At 44.0% G+C, this 22,770-nt stretch carries 19 protein-coding genes and 2 tRNA genes; 12 read left to right on the forward strand and 9 right to left on the reverse strand.

The window, feature by feature from the left end:
- The first annotated feature begins 123 nt into the window (after positions 1-123).
- From alr to NL645_RS03365, 3 genes are all read left to right on the forward strand, one after another.
- Positions 124-1,353, forward strand: a complete 1,230-nt coding sequence (gene alr / locus NL645_RS03355; RefSeq protein ID WP_134645707.1) for an alanine racemase — start codon at positions 124-126, stop codon at positions 1,351-1,353.
- Positions 1,354-1,670: 317 nt separating this feature from the next.
- The gene (locus NL645_RS03360; RefSeq protein WP_167427542.1) at positions 1,671-2,402 is read left to right on the forward strand and encodes an AzlC family ABC transporter permease; all 732 of its coding nucleotides are present in this window, start codon (positions 1,671-1,673) and stop codon (positions 2,400-2,402) included.
- Positions 2,399-2,707 (forward strand): AzlD family protein, encoded by a 309-nt coding sequence (locus tag NL645_RS03365; protein WP_012842209.1) that lies wholly within the window; start codon positions 2,399-2,401, stop codon positions 2,705-2,707. The genes NL645_RS03360 and NL645_RS03365 overlap by 4 nt, the downstream gene beginning before the upstream one ends.
- 81 nt (positions 2,708-2,788) lie before the next feature.
- Here the strand turns inward: NL645_RS03365 and NL645_RS03370 are convergent, their stop codons facing one another.
- Complete coding sequence (locus NL645_RS03370) at positions 2,789-3,706, reverse strand: LysR family transcriptional regulator (protein ID WP_253651194.1); 918 nt, start codon at positions 3,704-3,706, stop codon at positions 2,789-2,791.
- Positions 3,707-3,818: 112 nt separating this feature from the next.
- On the opposite strand from NL645_RS03370, the gene NL645_RS03375 reads away from it, so the two are divergent.
- From NL645_RS03375 to NL645_RS03385, 3 genes are read left to right on the forward strand one after another with little or no spacing between them, the layout of a single operon-like run.
- A complete protein-coding gene (locus NL645_RS03375; RefSeq protein WP_253651195.1) occupies positions 3,819-4,970 on the forward strand; it encodes an alanine racemase in 1,152 nt (383 codons plus the stop codon).
- Between the two features lie 2 nt (positions 4,971-4,972).
- Positions 4,973-5,896 carry an ornithine cyclodeaminase family protein gene (locus tag NL645_RS03380; RefSeq protein WP_104973731.1) on the forward strand — a complete coding sequence of 308 codons (924 nt, stop codon included), beginning with the start codon at positions 4,973-4,975 and terminating at the stop codon, positions 5,894-5,896.
- Positions 5,889-6,362, forward strand: a complete 474-nt coding sequence (locus NL645_RS03385) for a GNAT family N-acetyltransferase (protein ID WP_046875380.1) — start codon at positions 5,889-5,891, stop codon at positions 6,360-6,362. Before NL645_RS03380 ends, NL645_RS03385 begins: the two co-directional genes overlap by 8 nt.
- 60 nt (positions 6,363-6,422) lie before the next feature.
- On the opposite strand, the gene dld is transcribed toward NL645_RS03385, so the two are convergent.
- From dld to NL645_RS03415, 6 genes are all read right to left on the reverse strand, one after another.
- Entirely contained in the window at positions 6,423-8,129 is a 1,707-nt protein-coding gene (dld, locus tag NL645_RS03390; RefSeq protein ID WP_109169012.1) for a D-lactate dehydrogenase, read from the reverse strand.
- A 384-nt stretch (positions 8,130-8,513) separates the two neighbouring features.
- The gene (locus NL645_RS03395; protein WP_104970754.1) at positions 8,514-9,416 is read right to left on the reverse strand and encodes a LysR family transcriptional regulator; all 903 of its coding nucleotides are present in this window, start codon (positions 9,414-9,416) and stop codon (positions 8,514-8,516) included.
- A 236-nt stretch (positions 9,417-9,652) separates the two neighbouring features.
- Positions 9,653-9,728, reverse strand: a tRNA-Gly gene (locus NL645_RS03400).
- A 36-nt stretch (positions 9,729-9,764) separates the two neighbouring features.
- A tRNA-Cys gene (locus tag NL645_RS03405) sits at positions 9,765-9,838 on the reverse strand.
- 206 nt (positions 9,839-10,044) lie between these two features.
- Complete coding sequence (gene viaA / locus NL645_RS03410; protein ID WP_012842207.1) at positions 10,045-11,499, reverse strand: ATPase RavA stimulator ViaA; 1,455 nt, start codon at positions 11,497-11,499, stop codon at positions 10,045-10,047.
- 9 nt (positions 11,500-11,508) lie between these two features.
- Positions 11,509-13,170, reverse strand: a complete 1,662-nt coding sequence (locus tag NL645_RS03415) for an ATPase RavA domain-containing protein (RefSeq protein ID WP_237308625.1) — start codon at positions 13,168-13,170, stop codon at positions 11,509-11,511.
- A gap of 268 nt (positions 13,171-13,438) precedes the next feature.
- On the opposite strand from NL645_RS03415, the gene NL645_RS03420 reads away from it, so the two are divergent.
- The 5 genes from NL645_RS03420 to NL645_RS03440 all read left to right on the forward strand — a co-directional run bounded on the left by NL645_RS03420 (position 13,439) and on the right by NL645_RS03440 (position 18,222).
- Positions 13,439-13,954: an NUDIX hydrolase gene (locus NL645_RS03420; protein WP_005396403.1), complete on the forward strand. Its 516-nt coding sequence runs from the start codon at positions 13,439-13,441 to the stop codon at positions 13,952-13,954.
- Positions 13,955-13,976: 22 nt separating this feature from the next.
- A complete protein-coding gene (ltaE, locus tag NL645_RS03425) occupies positions 13,977-14,981 on the forward strand; it encodes a low-specificity L-threonine aldolase (RefSeq protein ID WP_161446254.1) in 1,005 nt (334 codons plus the stop codon).
- Between the two features lie 79 nt (positions 14,982-15,060).
- Positions 15,061-15,381: a cytochrome c gene (locus NL645_RS03430; RefSeq protein WP_005396401.1), complete on the forward strand. Its 321-nt coding sequence runs from the start codon at positions 15,061-15,063 to the stop codon at positions 15,379-15,381.
- A 203-nt stretch (positions 15,382-15,584) separates the two neighbouring features.
- Positions 15,585-17,117: a putative basic amino acid antiporter YfcC gene (gene yfcC, locus NL645_RS03435; protein ID WP_253651196.1), complete on the forward strand. Its 1,533-nt coding sequence runs from the start codon at positions 15,585-15,587 to the stop codon at positions 17,115-17,117.
- A gap of 109 nt (positions 17,118-17,226) precedes the next feature.
- On the forward strand, positions 17,227-18,222 hold the full coding sequence (locus NL645_RS03440; RefSeq protein WP_253651197.1) for a succinylglutamate desuccinylase/aspartoacylase family protein: 996 nt from the start codon (positions 17,227-17,229) through the stop codon (positions 18,220-18,222).
- A gap of 198 nt (positions 18,223-18,420) precedes the next feature.
- Here NL645_RS03440 and NL645_RS03445 read toward each other — a convergent pair whose 3' ends face one another.
- Positions 18,421-18,954 (reverse strand): lipocalin family protein, encoded by a 534-nt coding sequence (locus tag NL645_RS03445; RefSeq protein ID WP_253651198.1) that lies wholly within the window; start codon positions 18,952-18,954, stop codon positions 18,421-18,423.
- A 313-nt stretch (positions 18,955-19,267) separates the two neighbouring features.
- Here NL645_RS03445 and NL645_RS03450 point away from each other — a divergent pair, with 313 nt between their 5' ends.
- Positions 19,268-19,648, forward strand: coding sequence for a cystatin domain-containing protein (locus NL645_RS03450; RefSeq protein WP_253651199.1), 381 nt, complete (start codon positions 19,268-19,270; stop codon positions 19,646-19,648).
- Between the two features lie 56 nt (positions 19,649-19,704).
- Here the strand turns inward: NL645_RS03450 and NL645_RS03455 are convergent, their stop codons facing one another.
- A complete protein-coding gene (locus NL645_RS03455) occupies positions 19,705-22,761 on the reverse strand; it encodes an AAA family ATPase (RefSeq protein WP_253651200.1) in 3,057 nt (1,018 codons plus the stop codon).
- Positions 22,762-22,770 lie beyond the last annotated feature (9 nt).

The raw sequence follows: 22,770 nt of genomic DNA on the forward strand, positions 1-22,770 counted from the left end.
GGTATATTGAATCATGATCTTCAAAAACGCTCCAAAGCACTACTTGGAGCGTTTTACTTCGTCAGGTACTTTCCCCAAGTACTCAATAACATAACCAATACAAAAAACGCGTACGGAGACTTTATGCGCTTAAATAAAACCTTACTATCACTGACTATCGCTGCTGCAACCGTTGCTCCTGCGATGCAAGCTACTGCAGCCCCTCTTCAAATTAGCAACACTGTAGTAAAAGCAGAGCAAGTTCAAGGCGCTAACGCTTGGCTGGAAATAAACTTAGGTCAATTCCGCGATAATATTGAGCAGTTCAAGTCGCACATGGATGGCAAAACGAAAATCTGCGCCGTGATGAAAGCCGACGCATACGGTAATGGCATCGCGGGCCTGATGCCGACTATTATCGAACAACAAATCCCTTGCGTTGCCGTTGCAAGTAACGCCGAAGCACAGACCGTTCGCGACAGTGGCTTTAAAGGTCAACTTATGCGTGTACGCTCGGCGGATATTGGCGAGATCGAAGCTGCAATCGACTTAAATATTGAAGAGCTGATTGGCACTGCAGAGCAAGCCAAAGTACTGTCTAAGCTAGCAGAGAAAGCGGGTAAAGAAATCAAAGTTCACCTTGCTCTTAACGACGGTGGTATGGGACGTAATGGCGTTGATATGACGACAAAAGCGGGCAAGCAAGAAGCGCTAGAAATCGCTCAACAAGCTGGCGTTAATATTGTTGGCATCATGACTCATTTCCCTAACTACAATGCAGACGAAGTTCGTCAAAAGTTATCTTCGTTCAAAGACAGCTCTGCATGGCTGATTAAAGAAGCGGGCCTAAAACGCGAAGATATTTTGCTGCACGTGGCCAACTCTTACACTGCACTTAATGTTCCTGAAGCACAGCTTGATATGGTTCGTCCTGGTGGCGTTTTATACGGTGATCTGCCAACCAACCCTGAGTACCCTTCTATCGTGTCTTTCAAAACACGCGTGGCATCCGTTCACCATCTGCCAAAAAATAGCACTGTCGGTTACGACAGCAGCTACAAAACGAGCAAAGAAAGCCTAATGGCGAACATTCCTGTTGGTTACTCTGATGGCTACCCACGAAAAATGGGCAATACGGCAGAAGTACTGATCAATGGCCAACGAGCAAAAGTTGCAGGTGTGGCTTCAATGAACACCACCATGGTTGATATTACAGGTATCAAAGATGTTGAGCCTGGTTCTGAAGTTGTACTGTTTGGCTCTCAGCAAGGCAAAACGATTTCGGCAGCAGAAATGGAAAAACATGCAGAGGTCATCTTCCCAGAACTATACACGGTTTGGGGTGCTGCGAACCCTCGTGTCTACGTAAAATAAACCCTTTCAGTTGTTCGTAACAGAACGAAAAAGCGAGCCTCGTGCTCGCTTTCCTACTTATATACTAATCTGTAACAATCCGTGCTCTTCTCAATTGAACAGAGTTTGCTATTTGCGTTGCGTTACTTTCCTTGAGCCCTAGCAAGTGACAAATCCTCTAACCCCTTCATCTTAAAGTCGTTCAGGTATACTTGTTTTTTTATATAGCACTTAGTGTTTGAAAGCCATTTCAATTGATGTTAAACATGAAGTTTACAAAAGAATAACAAACGCATTCATATGGCACTGCCCTTTTTGCCTGCTGGCTAGGTATCTCTATGACAGAAAATACTCAACATCTTCAGCGCTCCTCATCAGAGTTGCACGAATTTACCCGGATCGACGTGTGGAACGGTTTCACCCAACTTTTACCTCTGTCCATGTTTGTGGTCATATTTGGCCTCGCATTCGGTGTTGCCGCCGTACAAACTGGACTAGATGTATTTCCCACTATGTTGATGAGCACACTGGTCTTCGCCGGTGCTTCACAATTTGCCACGCTAGAAATGTGGGGAGCAGAAGTACCTCTGATTCCAGTGCTTATTACTGTATTTGCTATTAATGCTCGTCACCTCTTGATGGGCGCTACGCTTTATCCATGGTTACGACAACTCCCACCGACAAAACGTTACGGTGTAATGCTAGTAGCATCAGACGCGAACTGGGCAATGGCACTCAATGCATTTGGTAGAAAAGAACCAGGTTTTGGTTTGCTTGTTGGTGGCGGCTTAGCGATGTGGTCGTTTTGGATTGTTGGCACCTGGATCGGCATTTATTTTGGTAACGCAATCAAAGATCCGGTGAGCCTCGGACTCGATATGGTTATGGGATGCTTCCTGCTGTCTATGGTAGTGGCTGGGCCGAAAGACTTAAGAATCTTTGCAATTTGGGCCACAGCAGCAGCCTCTTCTATGTTGGCGTACTGGTATTTACCAGAGAATAGCCACGTAGTGGTTGGCGCCATTACTGGTGGAGTCTTAGGTGCTTGTTGGAAGGAGAAAAAAGCATGAACATCGAAACGAGCGTAGGTGGCACACTGCTTATCATCATCGCTATGGCGTTAGTCACGCTCATAACCCGCTGGGGCGGAGTGTATGTTATGTCATTTATTCCAATTAGCGAACGGGTTCAACGTTTCATCACTGCGATGTCAGGTTCCGTATTAGTTGCCCTTTTAGCCCCACTAGCGGTTGAAGGTGATAACGGTGCTAGAGCAGCACTTTTTTCTACTGCCGTCGTTATGTTCATCGTGAAAAAGCCTCTGCCCGCAATTGCAGCTGGCATCATCGCAGCCGCCGCGGTACGTGCTCTTTAACCGTCCTCAGCTAGATAATTACTTAAGCTCACATTCTTCGATTGTGAGCTTAACCGAGCCTTATAAACTAACCACGACAACTTAGTCTCGACTTAACCACGGCGCTTTTTGGCATTGCTCTTTTAGGAGAGATAAAAAGCCAGTGACTCGCGCTGACCTCTCATGCGCAGCAGAACTCACGAGGGCAACAATATCGGCATTTGGAAGCTCGTAATCTGGTAATAATCGCACTAATTTACCACTATCAACCTGTGACTGAATATCCCATTCAGATCGCATGATGATCCCTAAGTCTCTTAAGGCCCAGTCTTTAATCACTCTGCCCTCATTACTTGCAAGTGAAGGACGAATTCGAACATTTTCTATGGCTCCTGAGACTGTATGAGTAAAGCTCCACAACGTGACATCTTCATTATTTTCTCTCAACGCAATACATTGATGCATCTTAAGATCTTGCGGAGTTTCAGGCTGTCCATAACGTGATAAATACTCCGGCGAAGCGCAAACAAAGCGCTTGTTTGGGGCTAAACTCACCATCTTAAGGCTGGAATCCGCCAGGTGACCAATGTAGATGATAATGTCCCATTTATGATGGTTGGCCCAGTTTGGCTTATCTGATAACTCTAGCTCCACTTCTAGGCGCGGATGAGCTTTTTTATACTCACCTAATAAAGGTGCTATCACATCGTTGCCAAAGCCAAGGGGCGCCAATACTCTTAGACGACCACTGACATCCCCTCTGCTTTCATTGAGTTTATCGGTGAGTTCATCCAAATCCTCAAGGATAGAACTACCTGTATCGACTAAAACGCGCCCTTCTTCTGTTAAGCTAACTATGCGCGAAGGCCGTTGAAGTAACTTAAGCGATAGCTTCTTTTCGATATGTTGAATACGCTGAGTGACTGATGGAGGCGTTATATTGAGCGCACGAGCCGCATCTGCCAATGTCCTATGGTTAGAAACTACCACAAGAAATCGAATATCTTCTGTCGTTAACATTAACTTCCAACCTAATGTATAAGTAGATTTTTGTTAATATAATTCAACTTCTTCCTACTTCATAATCATTTCATCAATAGTTAATTTCACTTTGCAAGCTTAGGTAAATGAAATGATTAAGCATACAGAACACCCTAATTTAGAAAAACAATACAATGCTATTGGCACACCATTTCTCTATTTGGACAAACAAAAATTTTTGAGCAACCTTACTCAAATGCGCAGCCATATGTCGAAACTAGGCACACCACTTAGGCCCCACTTTAAGACAGTAAAATCGTTAGATGCGCTTCCGTACTTAATTGACTCTATAGAGGATCCAATCACTGTATCCACCCTTGAAGAAGCAGAACAGCTTGCCAGTTATGGTTGTAAAGACATTCTCTATGCTGTTGGCATATCAAAAGAAAAGCTATTGCGAGTCGAACTGCTACTGAAACGTGGTATGAGTATTGTGGTTTTACTTGATAGCATGGAACAAGTCGATTTCGTTAACAGCTACTGTCAAGAACGTGGGTGTGTTATTAGCTGTCTGATAGAGATTGATTGCGACGGACACCGAGGTGGTGTAAGTGCAGATTCCGAAGCCCTAATTGCAATGGCTAATAGCTTAGATAAGGGTTTGGCCGATTTTAAAGGGGTGATGCTCCACGCAGGTGAGTCTTACCACTGTAAGTCTCGAGAAGCGTTAAACCAATCCGCCAGTAATGAAGTAGCGACTGCACAACTTGCAGCGAAACGCCTCGAGTCGGTTGGGATTTACTGCGATATAGTCAGCGTGGGGTCTACCCCGACGGCATGCTCATACACAAACACAAGTGGAATCACAGAAGTCAGAGCTGGCGTCTATTCGTTGTTTGACTTAGTGATGCATCGGCTTGGAGTGTGTACCTTAAACGATATCGCAATCTCAGTAGTAAGTAGTGTTATTGGACACAACAAATCGAGGGGGCAAATATTTGTTGATGCTGGTTGGATGGCTCTTTCTTTAGATAAAGGCCATGACGAACAATGTTATGGCGTGGTTCTCCAACCGAACGGCCAAGAGAATCAAATACTGAAAGTCGTGCAGGTAAATCAAGAGCACGGCATACTCGAAGCGGCTTCTGGAAGCGAGATCGACTTCGAATGTTTTCCCATTGGTTCTAGAGTACACATCGTCCCAAATCATGCATGTTCTACAAGCGCTATGCACAGTAAATACTATGTCTTTGACTTGGTCGAGGGTCAAATTGAGCAATGGCAACGTGTTTCAGGGTGGTAAACATGATTTATCTAGATGAAAAAACGACAGCAGCGTTAATTTCTCACGAACTGGCATACAAAGCGGTCAAAGCGGCATTTTCTTCAGTACAAGATCAGCACTCATCAATATTTCCGGTCGTTAACGCATCAGGCCAGATCGAAGGCTCAATGTTTTCACTCAAATCAGCATGCACAAATCAATTACTTGGTTGGAAAATGGGAAGCTATTGGCCTTGCAATAATCAGTTTGGGCGACCAAACCATGGTACTCATATCTTTCTTCTTTCACCGGATACGGGGGAAATGAAAGCCATTTTGTCAGCAAGTTTGGTCAATGCCTACCGAACTGCAGCAGCTGATGCCATCGCTGTTGATCTACTGGCGAGACAAGATTCATCTGTACTCGCGTTATTTGGCACAGGTCATCAAGCTAAATACGAAGCGCTTGCCATTTCAAAAGTTAGGAATCTATCTAAAGTCCTGATTGTTGGTAGAAATCAGACTAACGCCAACCAATTAGCGCAAGAGCTAAGCAAAGAAGGGTTAACAACAGACATCAAATCCGCTCAAGAAGCCTGTGAAAGCGCTGATATTATTGTTACCGTTACAGCGTCCACCGCTCCTTTGTTTGAATCTTCATGGGTAAAACCTGGAACTCATATTTCTGCAATGGGAGCAGATAAAATAGGAAAACAGGAACTTCCACCATCGCTATTTGAGAACGCCACCCTCTACTGTGATTATTTATCTCAGTCCAAAACGATTGGTGAGTTCCAGCATGCGCCAGATAAAGAGATCTATCAGATCGGTGACAAGCTTCAATTAAAAGAAAGGAACAAAAACGACACTACTATTTTTGATAGCTCAGGAATTGCCTATCAAGATCTTTATGTTGCGCAAATGGTTTTAGATAAATACCTATCCAAGGAAGATTACCATGAATAACGTTAGCTTTTTAAAAATAAACGGTAACACCATCGATGACATTATCGACCTCTCCGTGGAAGAGTCCCAAAAACATCTCATTGCTAATAACGCAGAATGGCTTGCAGAGGCGAGTTTCAACGACGATAGCGTCAGTTATGGCATTTATTTAGACGACAAGCCAGCTGGGCTCATCTCTCTTATCGATCCAAGACTACTCGACAAGTTCGATGATCACTTTCAAAAGGATCATTTGTACGTGTGGCGCGTCATGATTGACCATCGTTTTCAAGGAAAGGGATTGGGAAATCAAGCGATTAACTTTAGCAAGCGATACGCTTCCATTATCGGTTTACAAGGCGTGTCCCTGACCACAATGGATAAAGAGGAAGGGAATGCTCTCCATATTTACCAAAAGCTTGGTTTTACCCCAACAGGAAGAAGACTTGATGATGAAATTGAGTTGATTTTTAGCGTCAAAGAGTAAAAAGCCAACCTGGTCGGCCATATAGTGTTCCACCAGGTTGACTTGATGAATATTCAATGCTTATGCACAGCAGTTACAATTGCGCTTATATTTGTCCATTTTGCCAATACCAGGGTTAAAGGTGTTGGTTGGATCTAGCTCGTGGTAAAACTTCTGCAGCGAATTTTCAGCTTCGTACAAGTGACCCACATTATGTTCTGCTGGGTATTTAGCACCACGGCTATTGAGGTGTTCTAACATCAGCTTTTTCATCAACTTCGTGTCGGTCCCTTTTTTGAAAATGTAATCTTGATGGAATACATAACACATAAAGTGACCATAATAGAGCGCTTGAACAAGGTTCTTACTCACCTCTTCTGGTAAAGTTTCTAGCCACTCTTCATCATTACGTCGCAAAGCGATATCAAGTGCAACGATGTCTTCTACGTCTTTTCGGTGAATCGTCTCGTAACGAATTGCTGCACCTGCTGCTGCAAAGCGATGTAAATAAGCTTTTTTACCCTCTTCCGGCGTACACTCGAAGAAATCACAGTCATCTTCAACAGCCCAAACTTCTTTGAGGTATTTTTGCGCTTCAGCAATACCACCATCACTCATTTTCAATACCAGGTGATGCTCATACTTGTCACGGAAATCCAGCATTCGTTCTGGTAAATGTTGTGGGAACAACTTACTCGCGTAGTACAAAATGGTATCCGGCAGGTATTTACTAACAAACGGGACGCGCTCTAAGAAATTTTCTACTTTAGCTTTAAGTGCAAACATTTTTGGCAGCTTATCTGTGCCTAATAAGTCGATGGATAAGAAGACATCTTTGCCGTACTTCTCTGCCATGTTGAAGATATCTCGATGCAAGTATTCTCCCATCTCAGGCAAGTTCTCAAATGTAGATAAGAAATCTTTTCGCAGCTTCGTCAGTTTCGCAGGATCATTGGTGCCAAGGTAAAAAACCTGCTCTTTTTCGGGTACTGGGTAGCTATCAACTCGAACGGCGAAAACACCCAATTTGCCAGCGCAGCCACTGGCTTCAAATAATCGACGTTCATCGGCATTAAAGCGAGAAGGAATGTCAGAAGTCACGTCTCGAACACGTTCATCGTATTCTTTGTCTGATGCCATTCGCTCGTCATGAATGATCTTCGCTGGGTCAAAGTTTCCTTCTTGCAGGTTTGTCAGAATTTCTTCTGGCGTTTCACCTAACCCTTCAATACCAAGGTGGTTAACCAGGTGTAATTGGCCTTGCTTATCGACCTGCGCATAGATCGCCAGTTCGGTGTAAGCAGGACCACGCTTGACTAACGCACCGCCTGAGTTATTGGCGATACCACCAACCACAGTGGCACCTAATGATGAAGAACCGATGATAGAGTGCGGCGCTCGGTTCACCGCCTTCAATTCTTTTTCCAATGAGTGCAAACTTGCACCAGGCAAGCATACCGCCTGCTTACCGCCATCTAATAAGTGAATCTTCTTGATTTTGGTAATATTGATCACAACCACATCACGGTCATAATCATTACCACTTGGAGCTGAGCCTTCTGTTAAACCTGTTTTGGCAGCCTGCATAATAATAATGCAGTTTGCTTCAACGCACTGTTTAATGATCTTCCATTGTTCTACAAGAGTATTAGGAAACACGATAGCAAGCGCAGTGCCACTACCTGAGCGAAAACCCGAGCGGTAGTATTTTGTTTTAACCTCGTCGGTTAGGACATTTTCTTCCCCAACGATAGTTTTAAATTCGTCAATCAGCTGCTTTTGTTTCATATCCGTATCTCTAGTTATTGTACTTCGCTCACATCACCGTTTAGTGACGGTAATGGGCGTTTGAGCCACTATAAGCAGTCCATTTCTCGGCGTCTATGTCAGGCAGGCGAGCAACACTTAACCAATAGACAACAAACAAAATAATTCTTTTATTTTTCTGTCACTTATCTTTCACATTCGGAAAATTTAACGCAAGAAACAGACCGTTTCTTAAAAGAAACAATAGCAAAACCATTTGTTAACAGTTGTGCGCAGCATCTTGTTATCAATATTAGTGATAAAACAAGGAGAAAGCTTAAGCTTCTAAATTTATAAGAATTATTAGAAATGAAGATGGAAACAATAACTCAACACCAACATAACGATTAGTGTTGAGTTATTGTCTTAAAATCGATGATTTTGACTTTGAAAGCTGGTGTATAGATGATCAATGAAGATCTTAATTTTTTCTGGCTGTTGACGAGTGTAAGGATACACTGCATAAATACCCAAACATTTGGCGGTTTCGTCTTTGAACAATTGAATCAGGCGGCCTTGCTTTAAGTCTTCATAAACCAAGACACGTGGCACATAGATGATTCCCTGCCCCAACAGTGCGACGTTTCTCAATACCGAAGAGTTGTTGGTACAGAGGTTACCGTCGACGGTGATTTGATACACCTCGTCTCCGTCTTTAAACGCCCACTCACGCGCCCCGGTTTCTTGGTAGGAATAAACCAAACAATTGTGCTTATCCAAGGCTTGAGGTTGCTTAGGAATGCCATGTTTAGCAAGGTATTGAGGTGACGCACAAACAATCCAATTCGCATCCACCAGCTTTCTTGCAATCAGACTAGAATCTGGCAACACACCCGTTCTAATTGCCAGATCAAAACGTTCATTCACGATATCGACGAAACGATTATCTAGATCCATATCGATATTGATGTCAGGATATTTCTGATTAAACTCATTGATCACTTGAGGAAGAATTAACTCACCAGAGATAGTGGGTACAGAAACTTTAATGTTTCCAGATAAATTCTTACCTAACCCCACAATGGATTCTTCTGCCGTTGCCACCGCTTGATAAACGGCTTTTGCATGAGTAAAGAACGCTCGCCCTGCCTCCGTCAACGTTAACGTTCGCGTTGTTCGGTAAAGAAGCTGTACACCAAGCTCTTGCTCAAGCTTCGCGATGCGTTTACTGACAACCGATTTGGTCAATGACATGTGTCTTGCTGCAGCGCTAAATGAGCCTTGCTCGATCAGGTGATAGAAAATGATGTAATCGTCGGTATTTCTCATGCGTCTTCGTCAAATCCTTTGGAGACCGACATTTTAAACTGATATTGGTCAATCTGCGAAATATCGGGTCACACTTAACAGCATAACTGGTGACAGAAACAAGTGTTATACCCACAGTTCAAGAAATTGGGATGGCGTAAATTTATCAATATTCAGATACAAAAAAACCAGCTTTCGCTGGTTTTAAGTTGATGCACTTGGCATCGAGATACCGCAATTGCCATATCTGAATAATTTGGAGCGACACACGAGGTTCGAACTCGTGACCTCAACCTTGGCAAGGTTGCGCTCTACCAACTGAGCTAGTGTCGCATTGATTCTCGAAAGCCATTCACTCTCAAAGAATAATGGAGGCGCCTCCCGGAGTCGAACCGAGGTCCACGGATTTGCAATCCGCTGCATAGCCACTCTGCCAAGGCGCCTTTTTTACTTCGCTTCAGGGCTCTTCCCCGTTGCGTTGGTGGCTACTTTACGGATTGAGAGAAGATAGTCAAACAAAAATCTTTCATTTTCTGTTTGTTTGATTTCTTTTAAGCCAATTAGACCAAAGTTCGATCTTATCGGCTTAAAACGAAGCAATATAAATCTAGCTTTCTGTACGTTTTACTCAATAGAATTTCAATGTCACTTAGTAATTACCGACCCGTTTAAGCAACCTGCCCACAACATTAGGATGATAAGACCACGTGTGATCAAACATCGACATCAATGCCGGGTTTCCGTATTTAGATAGGCTGATCGCGTGAAAACGGTTTTTCTTCGCTTTAAGCGCATCCACTTTGGCAAGCAACTCGTCTTGTTGTTTTGGCGCGATAAAGTCGGAAATGACCACCATATCGGCATTTTTGTACTTATCACCGCTCATCAAGTCGATAGATTTGATCAAAGTTGGCTCTAAGTCTGTACCACCATGGAAGCTATAAGTTAAAAAGTCCGCCGCCTCGCGCAGACCATCTTGTTTGGTTAGCTCGTACGTAATGTGTTCCGTCGAAAAAATAATGACATAGCAATCACGTTGCTCCGCTAATGCAATTTGCATCAGCGCATAAGCCATGGCTTTGGCGCATTGCTCAGGAAACCCGCTCATTGAGCCGGACGCGTCCACACACACAATAAACGGTCCTTTTTCGATATCTACCGCTTTGTTGTCAGGTCGGTGAGCTTTAACTTTACGTAACGTGCGCGATTTGCCCTGTGTACGGTAGTTCATAAGTCGTTTATCGACTAAGTGTTTATAGAACACGACCTCGAGTTCAGGATACGCCAAAAACATCGTTTCGTTGGGAAGTAGCTTATTTAAATCATCGCTTTCGTGAATGCCGACAATATCATCTGTCGCTTCATCACTCTTCTCTTCGATCATTTGTAGCTCTTCGGTAGGCGCGCGGTTAAGTTCGGGATCATTCACTTGCCCCGCCATACGACCAAGTTGCTCGGCTATTTCTTGCAAGCCTTGGTGCTTCTTCAGAAACTCCGCATGGCGTTTCATCACTGTTAAGTCAGTTTTGCTCAACTTGGCAGATGCCATATCCCATAAGCGCCCTACACTTTCAGCATCACCCGACTCCGTGACCTTATCCATATTACGCATGGTCTCCATACGCTGATACAGGTCATTCAGCACTTTCTCTTTATTGGCCTCAAGCTCGCTTACTTGCGCTTGCTTAATCGCATCGGCCAGGCTTTGGTACCATTGATCACAGAAGTAATGTGGGAACATGGGATTATTCATCCCCTTGTTCTTCTCCATCATTCGGCGAGCCTGCATATAAAAAGCGGAGTGCCACTCAAGCTTTTTAATCACATCTTCGATGTTTTCGAAAAACGCCTCTTCATCCCAGTGAATGACCTCTTGATATAAAGACAGCTCTTGTTGGAAACGCTCTGTCTCACATACCTTGGTAATCCGTTTTTTAACACTGCCTCGCCACTTTAATAAGTGGCCTTTGACCGAAGATTTAACGCCTCGGTTTTCTGCCATCATCATGACTTGTGAACGCGCCATTAAATCATTAACTGCGCTATCGATGATGCCAGAGTCGGCTACCATCAGCGCAAGGTTAAGTCCGTCTGCACCTAGCATGTCGTCTCCTTATGAGAAAAACTGATGTAAGTTTTTAAAGCGTTGGATAACTTTCTCGCTTTCAGCTTGGATAGACTCAAGTCTCTGACTGACCTGCTGAAGACTCGACTCCATTAGGCGTGGTAGTTCAGGATCAACAAAGCTATGCGGAAGCGCATCATGGAAATTCGCTTTTACCTTGCGCATATGGTGCTCTGCTTCACTGAGTTGATTTACGGCTTTTTCACTCTGCGTTAACCACTTTTGGTAAAGCTCTACATCCAAACCCTCTTGAGTCACTAAGCTCACCAGAATGCCTCGGTTTGCGATATCACGAATAACTAGGTTATTTGCGGCATCAACATCAAATCGTAAACGACACATGTTGGTGTTTTGATTGACGTAGCCATACACATCACCGTGTCCTTCTTTGATGACTCGGTCTAGTTCATCTTTTGGCACGTAAACCCAGCGGCTATCGCCTTTCTCTGATTCTGAAACCGACATGTTGCTTTGCAAGACAACCAATTTAACTAAGTTAACGGCTGCGCCAACTTTGTACATCTTGGCTTTAGAGGTATCAAAGCGCATGGTTTCTTTGCGCAAAATACCCGTTGCCGCTTCAGACGTTAACGTCATGCGGTAGGCATCTTCAAGTTCATGCTGAACATCGACCAAAGACTCACGGCAATACTCGATTTCCTGCTCCGCGTCTTGTTGATCAAATGCATGTTTTAAGGCGAACTCTTGAACCACTTCACGTACCACATCTCGCGATTCAGGACTGTTCCATAAGCAATCTTGCAACAGTAGAAGGTCAAGCGGATTGATTTCATCGCGACCATTAAAAAACGCGCTCGCTTTTAACAACTTCACGGCTTTCTTCCAGCGGCGGTCAGACACATACATGTCGGTATTAGCGACATCGCCAAACTGAGCTTCGACTTTGCTTTCTAACATCGTTTTAAGCTGGAAAAGCTTCTCGAATGCATTATCGGTTAACGTCAGCTTGTCGAGCTGCTGTTGCCATTGATGATATTCTTCATCTGTTATTGCTAGCCCTTCTGGCACTTGTGCCTCTTGTGACGTGCCTACCGTCAACATCGACTTAAAGTTTTGTTTATTCTGAATTCGATTCACAAACACGCGCACCAACATGCGGTCATAGAGTGCATCCAAACCACTGTCTTCATCTGGCAGTTCATTGGACGCCGATACCAACAAACGCATTGGCACACGCTCAATATCGCTGCCATTTTTGAACGTTTTCTCATTGACCACTGTCAGCAATGTATTCAGAATGGCGGGGCCCGCCTTCCAGATTTCATCTAAAAATACGACTTGTGCGGTTGGCAAATACCCTTTAGTTAAGCGAACATAACGACCGTTATCTTTGAGTTCTTGAATACTCAGTGGCCCAAAAACTTCTTCAGGTGTTGAGAATCGCGTCATCAGGTATTCAAAGTAACTGCTATTATCGAACGCTTGGATAAGTCGCTTGGCAATTAAGCTTTTTGCAATGCCAGGTGGGCCTAAAAGAAAAACACTTTCACCAGCAAGTGCCGCAAGGAGGCAGAGCTTGATGGTATGTTCGCGTTCATAAACGCCATCCGTTAACGCTTTAGCCAACTTGTTGATGCGTTCTGAGAGAAGCGCTTTTTCGGCATTTGAGGCAAATAAGGTTTGTGTCATACGTTCTCCGGCTGCTGAACTGGTATTGCGTTAACATTTTTATACACTTGTTATAACTTTGTTACAAATGTATTTTGTTGAATTCCCCTTATAGCAGATGCTTACCCCCTTCTTTAGCCAGCAATCAAAGTTTCCATTTATGAGATACAGCTCACTGAAAGTGCAAACGCTTTCGTTGTGTTGCAACATTTTTTGCTTTTGTTTCCCACCATTTGTGGTTAATGTCGAAAAACGTCAAAATGCGGTAACAGCTAGGGTTAATAACTGCATGAGCAAAATAATTCATAAATGGAAGCAAATTTCTCTGATTGAAGAAGAGGTTATGCTTCCTACAGGACAGGCAATTACGCACACCACAATCCATCATCCGGGCGCTGCGGTGATTCTCCCGATTACAACGGAAGGAGAGATAGTCCTTGTCCATCAATTTCGCCCTTCACTTAATAAATGGCTTTTGGAGCTTCCTGCTGGTACAAGAGAAGGCAATGAAGACCCTCTCTGCTGCGCGAAAAGAGAGCTAGAAGAAGAAACGGGCTATAGTGCAGAAAAATTCACCTCTCTCGGCCAAGTCACTCCCCTTGCCGGATTTTGTGATGAGATACAGTACCTATTTGTTGCTGAGAAGCTCAGCCAAACCAACCGTTACGAATGTGATGAAGATGAAGTGATTGAGGTTGTTACCTTGTCACTCCAACAACTCGAAGACAAGATTATTGATGGCACAATTACCGATGCCAAAACGATCGCTTGTTTAAGCAAAGCGCGCCTTTGCGGATATATTTAGGACTTTGACCAAGGAGACATTCATGGATTTTCGATCAGATACCGTTACACAGCCTACCCAAGCCATGCGAGAGGCCATGTTTAAGGCCCCCGTTGGGGATGATGTTTATGGTGATGACCCTACGGTCAATGAGCTTGAGGAGTTTGCCGCAGAGCTTGCAGGATTCGAAGCGGCTTTGTTTACCACTTCAGGCACGCAAGCCAATCTGCTCGGCCTAATGGCGCATTGTGAACGCGGAGATGAATATCTGTGTGGGCAGCAAGCACATAACTACAAGTACGAAGCTGGCGGCGCAGCAGTACTTGGGTCAATTCAACCTCAACCAGTCGAAAATAACCCAGATGGCACACTCCCATTTGATAAACTGGCAGCGGCGATTAAGCCAGATGATTGTCACTTTGCTCGTACCAAGCTGCTCAGCTTAGAAAACACGATTAATGGCAAAGTGCTGCCTCTGTCTTACTTAGCAGAAGCTCGTGACTTCGTGAATAAACATAACTTGCAGATGCATCTCGACGGCGCAAGAGTATTCAATGCAGCGGTTGCTTTAGATGTTCCGGTAAAAGAAATCGGTCAGTATTTTGATTCAATGACGATTTGTCTGTCGAAAGGTTTGGCTGCCCCTGTTGGTTCGTTACTGCTTGGTAGCAAAGAGTACATCGCAAAAGCACGTCGCTTAAGAAAGATGGTCGGCGGTGGTATGCGTCAAGCGGGTATTCTTGCCGCAGCTGGCAAACTTGCCCTTACCGAACAAGTGGAACAGCTAAAACAAGATCATGTCAACGCAAAAAATTTAGCAGAAGGTTTAGCAGAACTGCCTGGCTTTTCAGTCAACCCTGATTTTGTTCAAACGAACATCGTGTTCGCGAAGCTTGATCCTCAAGTGGACATAGTAAGTATCGCTGCGAAACTAAAGGAACAAAATATCACGATAACACCTGGAAACCCCATTCGTTTCGTGACTCATAAAGACATTTCAGCGCAAGATATCGACAATTTCTTATCAAGCATTAAATCTCTGCTTTAGTTTGATTTTGATCATTGAGCTTCCCCTAAGGGGAAGCTTTATTGTATCGATATGACTTTTTAGCGAATAGACAATCTTCATGTTCAGATTTGTACTTCTAACCTCTCTTATTTTCTCTTCCGCTAGCCATGCCGCGCCTTTTGGTGATGCTGATAAAGGTAAAATCAAATCCCCTAGCTGCGTCTATTGTCATGGTGCAACAGGCGTCGCAGGTAATGATGCCTATCCAAATCTTGCAGGTCAAAATGCCCAGTATCTATACGATGCGATGAAGTCTTACCAAGCAGGCGAACGTAAAGGGCCGCTTGCCGAAATGATGGGCGCACAATTAAGAATGTTAAATGATGAGGATCTTCGTGATGTCGCTGCATTTTATGCAGAACAGACGCAAGACAAATGATTTGTTTATCTCGGCTCACAACAAGAGCTTGTGAGCCCTCGACCCGAGCCAAAATATTTAACCAAACTTTGCTTGTAAAATAATCATAATGACTTCACTTCAAATATTTGATGAATTTATAGTTCAATATTTTCATTAATATTGACTTTTTATTCTGGTTTATTGATATTTCATGCTTCATTGAATTTAACGTGAAGTAAGTTATGTCTCACACACATGCGCAACCAGCAGACTCGGTTGCTACACCCAAATCATGGCAGATGCCAGATACCCTCATTTTGATCTTCATTGTTGGTATTCTCGCTGCGATTCTTACCTACTTAATTCCTGCTGGCCATTTTGACAGTCAGCAAGTGACTTATATGGTCGATGGTGCGGAAAAAACACGCACGGTTATTGATCCATCTTCATTCTCTTATGCAACCGATGAAAACGGTGAATTGGTTTACAACAAGGTTGGCCTGTTTGCTTCTGGTGGTGGCATTGGTTTAATGAACTTCCCTTTCGAAGGGCTAGTTTCTGGCTCTAAATGGGGCAGCGCGATCGGCGTGATTATGTTCATGTTGGTTATCGGCGGTGCTTTCGGCGTTGTAATGCGCACAGGCACCATCGACAACGGTATCCTGCGCCTTATCGATAAGACCAAAGGCAACGAAGCGCTATTCATTCCAGTGCTATTTTTGCTGTTCTCGCTAGGCGGTGCGGTATTTGGTATGGGTGAAGAAGCCGTAGCATTTGCGATTATTATCGCTCCGCTTATGGTTCGCCTTGGTTATGATGGTATCACTACGGTAATGGTTACCTATGTTGCGACTCAAATTGGCTTCGCTACTTCTTGGATGAACCCTTTCTCTGTTGCTATTGCACAAGGCATTGCGGGTGTACCTGTTTTATCCGGCATGACTGTGCGCATGGGGTTATGGGCTGGCTTTACGTTAATCGGTATCGCCTTCACCATGATCTACGCCGCTCGCGTGAAGTCAAACCCAGAACTTTCTTACAGTCACCGCACAGATAAATACTTCCGTCAGCAAGAGCTTGGCAATCAAGAGTCTCGTTGGAATATCGGCGATACACTCGTCATTCTTACGGTCATCGCGACCACAGTATGGGTTGTTTGGGGCGTGGTCGCTAACGCATGGTACATCCCAGAAATCGCTTCTCAATTCTTCACTATGGGCTTTGTTGTCGCGATCATCGGTACGATTTTTCGCTTAAACGGTATGACGCTCAACTGCGCAGCCGATGCGTTTAAGGAGGGGGCGGCTATTATGCTTGCTCCTGCTCTATTGGTTGGTTGTGCGAAAGGTGTGTTACTTATCCTAGGTGGCGGTACGACTGATGAAGCGAGTGTACTGAATTCTATTCTGAACAGTGCTGGCGGCGTGATCAGTGGGCTTCCTGACGTAGCTGCGGCATGGTTAATGTATGTATTCCAATCTATCTTCAACTTCTTCGTTACTTCCGGATCTGGACAAGCGGCACTGACGATGCCTTTATTAGCACCATTGGCGGATATTGCAGGTGTCACGCGCCAAGTTGCCGTTTTGTCATTCCAACTTGGAGATGGCTTTACCAACGTTATCGTCCCTACTTCAGCATCCTTGATGGCAACACTTGGTGTCTGCCGCATCGACTGGGGTGACTGGGCAAAATTCTGCTGGCGATTTATCCTATTACTCTTTACCCTGTCGAGTGTCGTCGTTATCGCAGCTCATATGATGGGGTTTGCGTAAAACGAAATCAATTGGCACTAAGGCGAGACACGTTCTCGCCTTATTAATGCTCTTCGTATGGCGACGTTAAGGTTTTAGATTGGCTTATGGTTTTGGAGTGGTAACTTTAATGGCAACACAACTTCTCGATGACATGATTCAAGGTCATCAAGTGATTCAATCTCTCAATGTAGCAGACCTAGGTCCGGGTGAGCATAAGTTTTGGTTCCGCATCGCGACCAACGCGCTCTCTCAGTGGCAACATCTTCCTGTTTTGGTATTCAAAGGTGAAAAACCTGGCAAGAAAATCATGATCACCGCAGGGGTTCATGGTGATGAATATAATGGTGTGTTAGCAGCGCAGAAGACCGCTAGAGAACTCATTGGCACTGAAGTCGCTGGTACTGTCACTATTATTCCAACCATTAACATGCCAGGTATGCTAAACCACAGCCGCGATTTCTATTCCGCAGACCCGGATGCGTCTCCTGCAAACTTAAACCGCTTTTTCCCTGGTGACCAAAACGGCAATGAGGCACAACGCTACTTATATGCATTGTGGAATGATCTGCTCAAACCAAATGCTGATTTAGCCATTGACCTTCACACTCAAACCAGTGGTGCGGCCTATCCACTATACGTGTTTGCAGACTTCCGAATTGAGCAATCATTAGAAATGGCTCGTCTCATTAATCCTGATGCGATTTTAAATGATCCCGGAGATGCAGGCGTCCTTGAAACAGTTTGGAATAACCATGGTGTCCCAAGCATTACGGTTGAAGTGGGTATGGGGCGCTACACAGAGCAAAAACTCATTAGTCGAACCGTATCAGGCATTTTTAATGTGTTGAAGCAGCATAACGTCGTAGAAGGTGAGATAGAGCCTATCACTTCATGCTTGGAAGGAAACGAGATCGTCAGTGTGAAAGCGACACATGGCGGCTTTGTACTACCTCATGTTGGTTTGATGGATTTTGTCGAGCAAGGCCAAATGGTTGCTATTCAATACGACAGCTTTGGCACTGAAGTTGAGCACTACACTGCCCCAACAAGTGGTACAGTGCTCAGCCACAATGTGGAATCTATTCGGGCGCCTGGCTCTCTGATCGTTCGTTTGATTAAGTAAACCATAACCGTTTGTCGATAGATCCACCTTTCGACGCTCACTCAAATTTATATAAGCCCCATCACGAGTAATCACAAATGATGGGGCTATATTTTTGATTACATGAGGTTACAAGGTAACAAAAACATTCCAAGCAAAACTCAAAACCGCTAGACAGAAACTTCGCTTCTGTTGATTTTAGAAGTCACATTGATGAACTTAAAACTGTCGTCCACTCTCTTGATCAACGAGAATTAGCTCATCTAACGCGAAACCTTTCTCTTTAGCAACCTGCTTAAAACGCTCCAGGATTTTCTCATCAACGTTGGGTGTTCTAGACAATAGCCACAAGTAGTCGTGGTTGTAACCGGAGACAAACGCATAGTCGTAGTTTTCACCTAGCTCAAACACAATGTAAGAAGAATAGATTGGCCCCAAAAAGGAGACTTTTAAGTGCCCAACCGTTTCGTCTTCAACAAAATAAGCTTTACCTTCAGCTTCGGACCACTGTTGATCTTCTTCTGAATATCCACGGTTTGTCACCTTAACCCCACCATCCTCGCGAAGCCGATACTCGGCCGTAACGTTGGATAGACCACTCTCAAACGAATGATCGAGCCGTGCGATTTCGTACCACTTGCCTAGATAAGGCTCTAAATCAAAATTGTTAACTGGCTCCACCCCATCAGGTTTAGAGGTACAGCCAAATAAAGTAACAAGTGATAAAAGTAATAATGTTTTTAGCGATTTCATACAACACCTAAATTTGATTTAGTGATTGATTTTACTGTAGAAGGTAGCAAATCGATCACTAAGTCGCACCACTGTCCAAAAGGTACGTAGCTACACATCACAGTTCTTCATTATCAATAGCATGCTGAACACCAAAACCTCGTTATGTCAGCAATTCCCTAACAATATTGTTCATGTTTTACTTACAAGTTGGTCATACTTGTATATTTTGTCAGCATTTAACCGTATGCATATTGAAACTTTGCACAATATAGACATACGCTGTCATATCACCCTCCTATAATACGTCGCGATATAGACAGAGGTTATTGTTATGAAATTAAAAACAGTGTCAGTTTGTGCACTTTTGGTATTGCTTGCAGGTTGCCAGCAGGAAAACCCAAGCCAAGCGACACAATTAACAACCTCGGCAGATGTATGTAATACACAAGGAAACATGCCAGGTGGGTGGAATGAGTTTAATGCTACCCCTGATGCACAAAAGGCAATGGCTTTTGTTTTGAAAAGAATGGACACAATAGCGTCGTTCAAACAAATACTGAACGTTCGCGCGCAAATCGTTAGCGGCGTCAACTATGCCATTGAGTTTGAATTGGATGATGGCTCTATTTGGAATACAGTTGTTTATCGCAACCTAGATGGTGAGTATGCGATTACCCAGTCGCCAAAAGAAGGCCACTTTTGCGAACAGTAGAGATTAAGTAAGAAAGCCCCTAGATAGGGGCTTTGGGTTTTGTGATAGCAACTGAATTAGACAGCGAAGCTACATTGAGATTTGACCAATACTGTCGAACCGACTCTTGATGGTTCAACATCAATCCTCTGCGCCATTTGTTCTTTTAACTCAGAAACGTGAGAAATAACACCGATCATGCGTCCAGTCTGTTGTAAATCCACTAGCGTTTGAATCGCGAGATCCAAAGATTCTGGGTCTAAACTACCGAACCCCTCATCAATGAATAAAGTGTCTAAACGGATACCACCACTATAGGATTGCACAACATCCGACAAGCCAAGCGCCAAAGCGAGCGCTGCCATAAACGATTCACCACCGGAAAGTGTCGCAACATCACGTGTTTTTCCTGTGTAGCCATCTTCAACCATTAAATCTAAGCCGCGACCCGCAGCGCCTTTGAAGCCCTCTGTTTTTCGAGCAAGAATATAGCGCCCTTTACTCATGAGGCTTAAACGTTGAGAGGCCTGAATCAATACATCATCCAACAGTACACCAAGAACAAAGCGATGCAGGCTAACCCTGCTGCCTGTTTTACCGCTGGCAACGTCGTATAACGTACCAAACACTTTGTACTCTTCTTCTAACTTGCTATTTTTCTCATGCAGCGTAGCAATATCTTTACGAACTTTTTCAATTCGCTCAAAGGTTGAGCGCGTGGTATCGAGCTGATTCCTTACTTCAATATACTGCGCCTGCAGAGTGGTTAAGCTGTCGTTAAGCGAATCCAAGTCCGGTCTTTCAAGCGCTTTCAATGCATGGTTTAAATCATGTAGTGTTTGTTCAAGCTTGGTTTGTGCCTGTTTGAAGTTGTCTATTTCTTTCTGCCACACTTGAAGCTCATCATCTGTCACTCTGCTATTTAGATAACTGCTTTCATCCTCAAATTTACTCGCCTGTAACGCCTCATTCCACGCTAATTCTGCTTGGCTAAGCTTTTGTTCTGACTCAGATAGCCACTGCTTGTTCGTCACTAACTGACTTTCAGCATTCGATTGCGCTAATACCGCTTGCTGCAAAGCGTTTTGTGCCTTTTCTAAACCTGTATTCAAGGTAAGAATTTGCTCTTTTGTGAGCGAAATCTCACGCTCAAGCGCATCAACGGAACTGTATTTCGGATCAATGGAAGCTTGTAATTGAGTCAATTGTTCTTGGTTTGCTTGAACGGTTGATTCATTTGCCGCCATTTGATTCTGCAGCTCATGAATTTTATTTTCACCCACTAAGCAGCGTTGATTAAGCTGTTCAACGTTCTTTTCTAGCTTTTCAATATCAATAGATTGTAGACGTAGAAGTTGATCATTAAGCGCCTGCAACTCAGTTTGAACCGTCGAGATCTCAGATGCTGCATGCTCACCAAGCTCTTCTTTCAACTGGTCGATTTGATTCTGATGCTGAATAATGACAACGTTATGTTGTTCTTGCTGATTACTTAGCTGGTTCAGTGAGGTTTGAGCTTCTCTTTCTTTCACTCTGGCAGCCTGAACTTGCTCTTTTGTAACGACTTCTTCAACAAACGTCGCAGGGTTAGGATGCGCTTGGCTGCCACATACCGGACATGCTTCACCTGCCTTTAGTCGCTGCGCTAATACTGCCGCTTGAGCGTTGTGCCACTTAAGCTCTATCGTATCAGCGGCTTGTTGACACTGCATATAGCGCTGACTGGCCTCCTGTAATGACTGCTGCTTGCTTACGGTTAACGCCGTGAGTTTAGAGAGCTCCAAAGTAAGACCATGCAGCTTTTGTAGATCCTGTAGTAGTCGTTGTTTTTGTTTTATTTCCGCATCGATGCTGCCAACAAGCGCAACATCTACTCGGGCTTGCTCTAGATCTTTCTGGCCCTGTTGCGCCTGAAACGCCAACTTGTCTCTCAGCTCTATGTACTGTTTTAACGTTGCTTCAAATTGTTGCTTTTGTTGATGACCTGCCGTTATTTTTCTTTCCAAGTTGGCTTTTTCAACCAACTTGTCTTTCATGCTTTCAAGTTGATACTGCAGTTGCGTTAACTGTGGGACTTTTGCCGCGGCTTCTTTTGCACTTTGCTGCAAGTTTTCTTTTTCTTTCGTAACAGCATTGGCTTTATCAAGGCTCTCTTTCAAAGCTACGATTTTTTGTCTGAGCTCTTGAGTTTGAGTTTTTGCATTTTGTAATGAGACGTAGGGTAATTCTATCTTATTGGCATTTTTAGCATTTTCTAATTGCTGTTGACGAACTTTTATCGAGTCTGAGTGTTCTAGATGCAGCTTGAGTGCGTTTTCTGCTTGCTCTCGTTTCGAAAACTCTCCATTAATAGTTTCCGCTTTTTGCAATTCAGATTTAGCAACATTTAGCTTATCTAACGAAGCTTGTTCTTTCTTTCTATCGACCTCTAGCTGCTCAGCTGCTTGTTCAAGCTGGTGTAATAATTCCTGCTCTGAACTCACTCCTGCAACTTGTAAAGCGCCTCGAATTTGATTATCAAATTCATCTTTCGCTTTACTGATTGCGCTCGCTTTATCTTTGAGCGCGTACTCAATTTTTTTATATATGTCCGTTTGAAAGAGCTGACCAAAAATTTCTTCGCGCTCTTTAGAACTAGCAAGCAACAGCTCCCGGAATTTTCCTTGAGGCAATACCATTACTTGGCGAAATTGCGTTTCATTCAAACCAATAATATTGCTCACTTCTGTTTTAACTTGAGTCGTCTTGCTAGTGATGAGCTTTTCGGTCTCGCCGAGTTCATAAAGAGCCGCAGTGTGCTTTTTTACCGTCATCCCTTCACCACGCGCTTTGGGCGCTTCCTGCTCTGGAGATCGCACAACTCGGTATTGTTTGCCATGTAACGAAAATTCTAGAACGACTTCGGTTGGTAAGTCTTGCGCCGATAAGTCACATCGCATCTGGATGCCTTGCCGCTCATTACCGGTAGTTTCACCGTAAAGGGCAAAGCAAATGGCATCTAAGATCGACGTTTTACCTGAGCCTGTAGGACCATTAATCAAAAACAGAGGGTTACGGCCAAGCTTTTCAAAGTCAATGACTTCGGTTTTTGCAAACGGACCAAAGGCTTGCATGGTAAGTTTAATTGGTTTCATCTTTGGTCC

It is taken from the genome of Vibrio sp. Y51_MX_L26, assembly GCF_024181935.1.
GTDB classification, from domain to species: Bacteria; Pseudomonadota; Gammaproteobacteria; order Enterobacterales; family Vibrionaceae; genus Vibrio; species Vibrio diabolicus.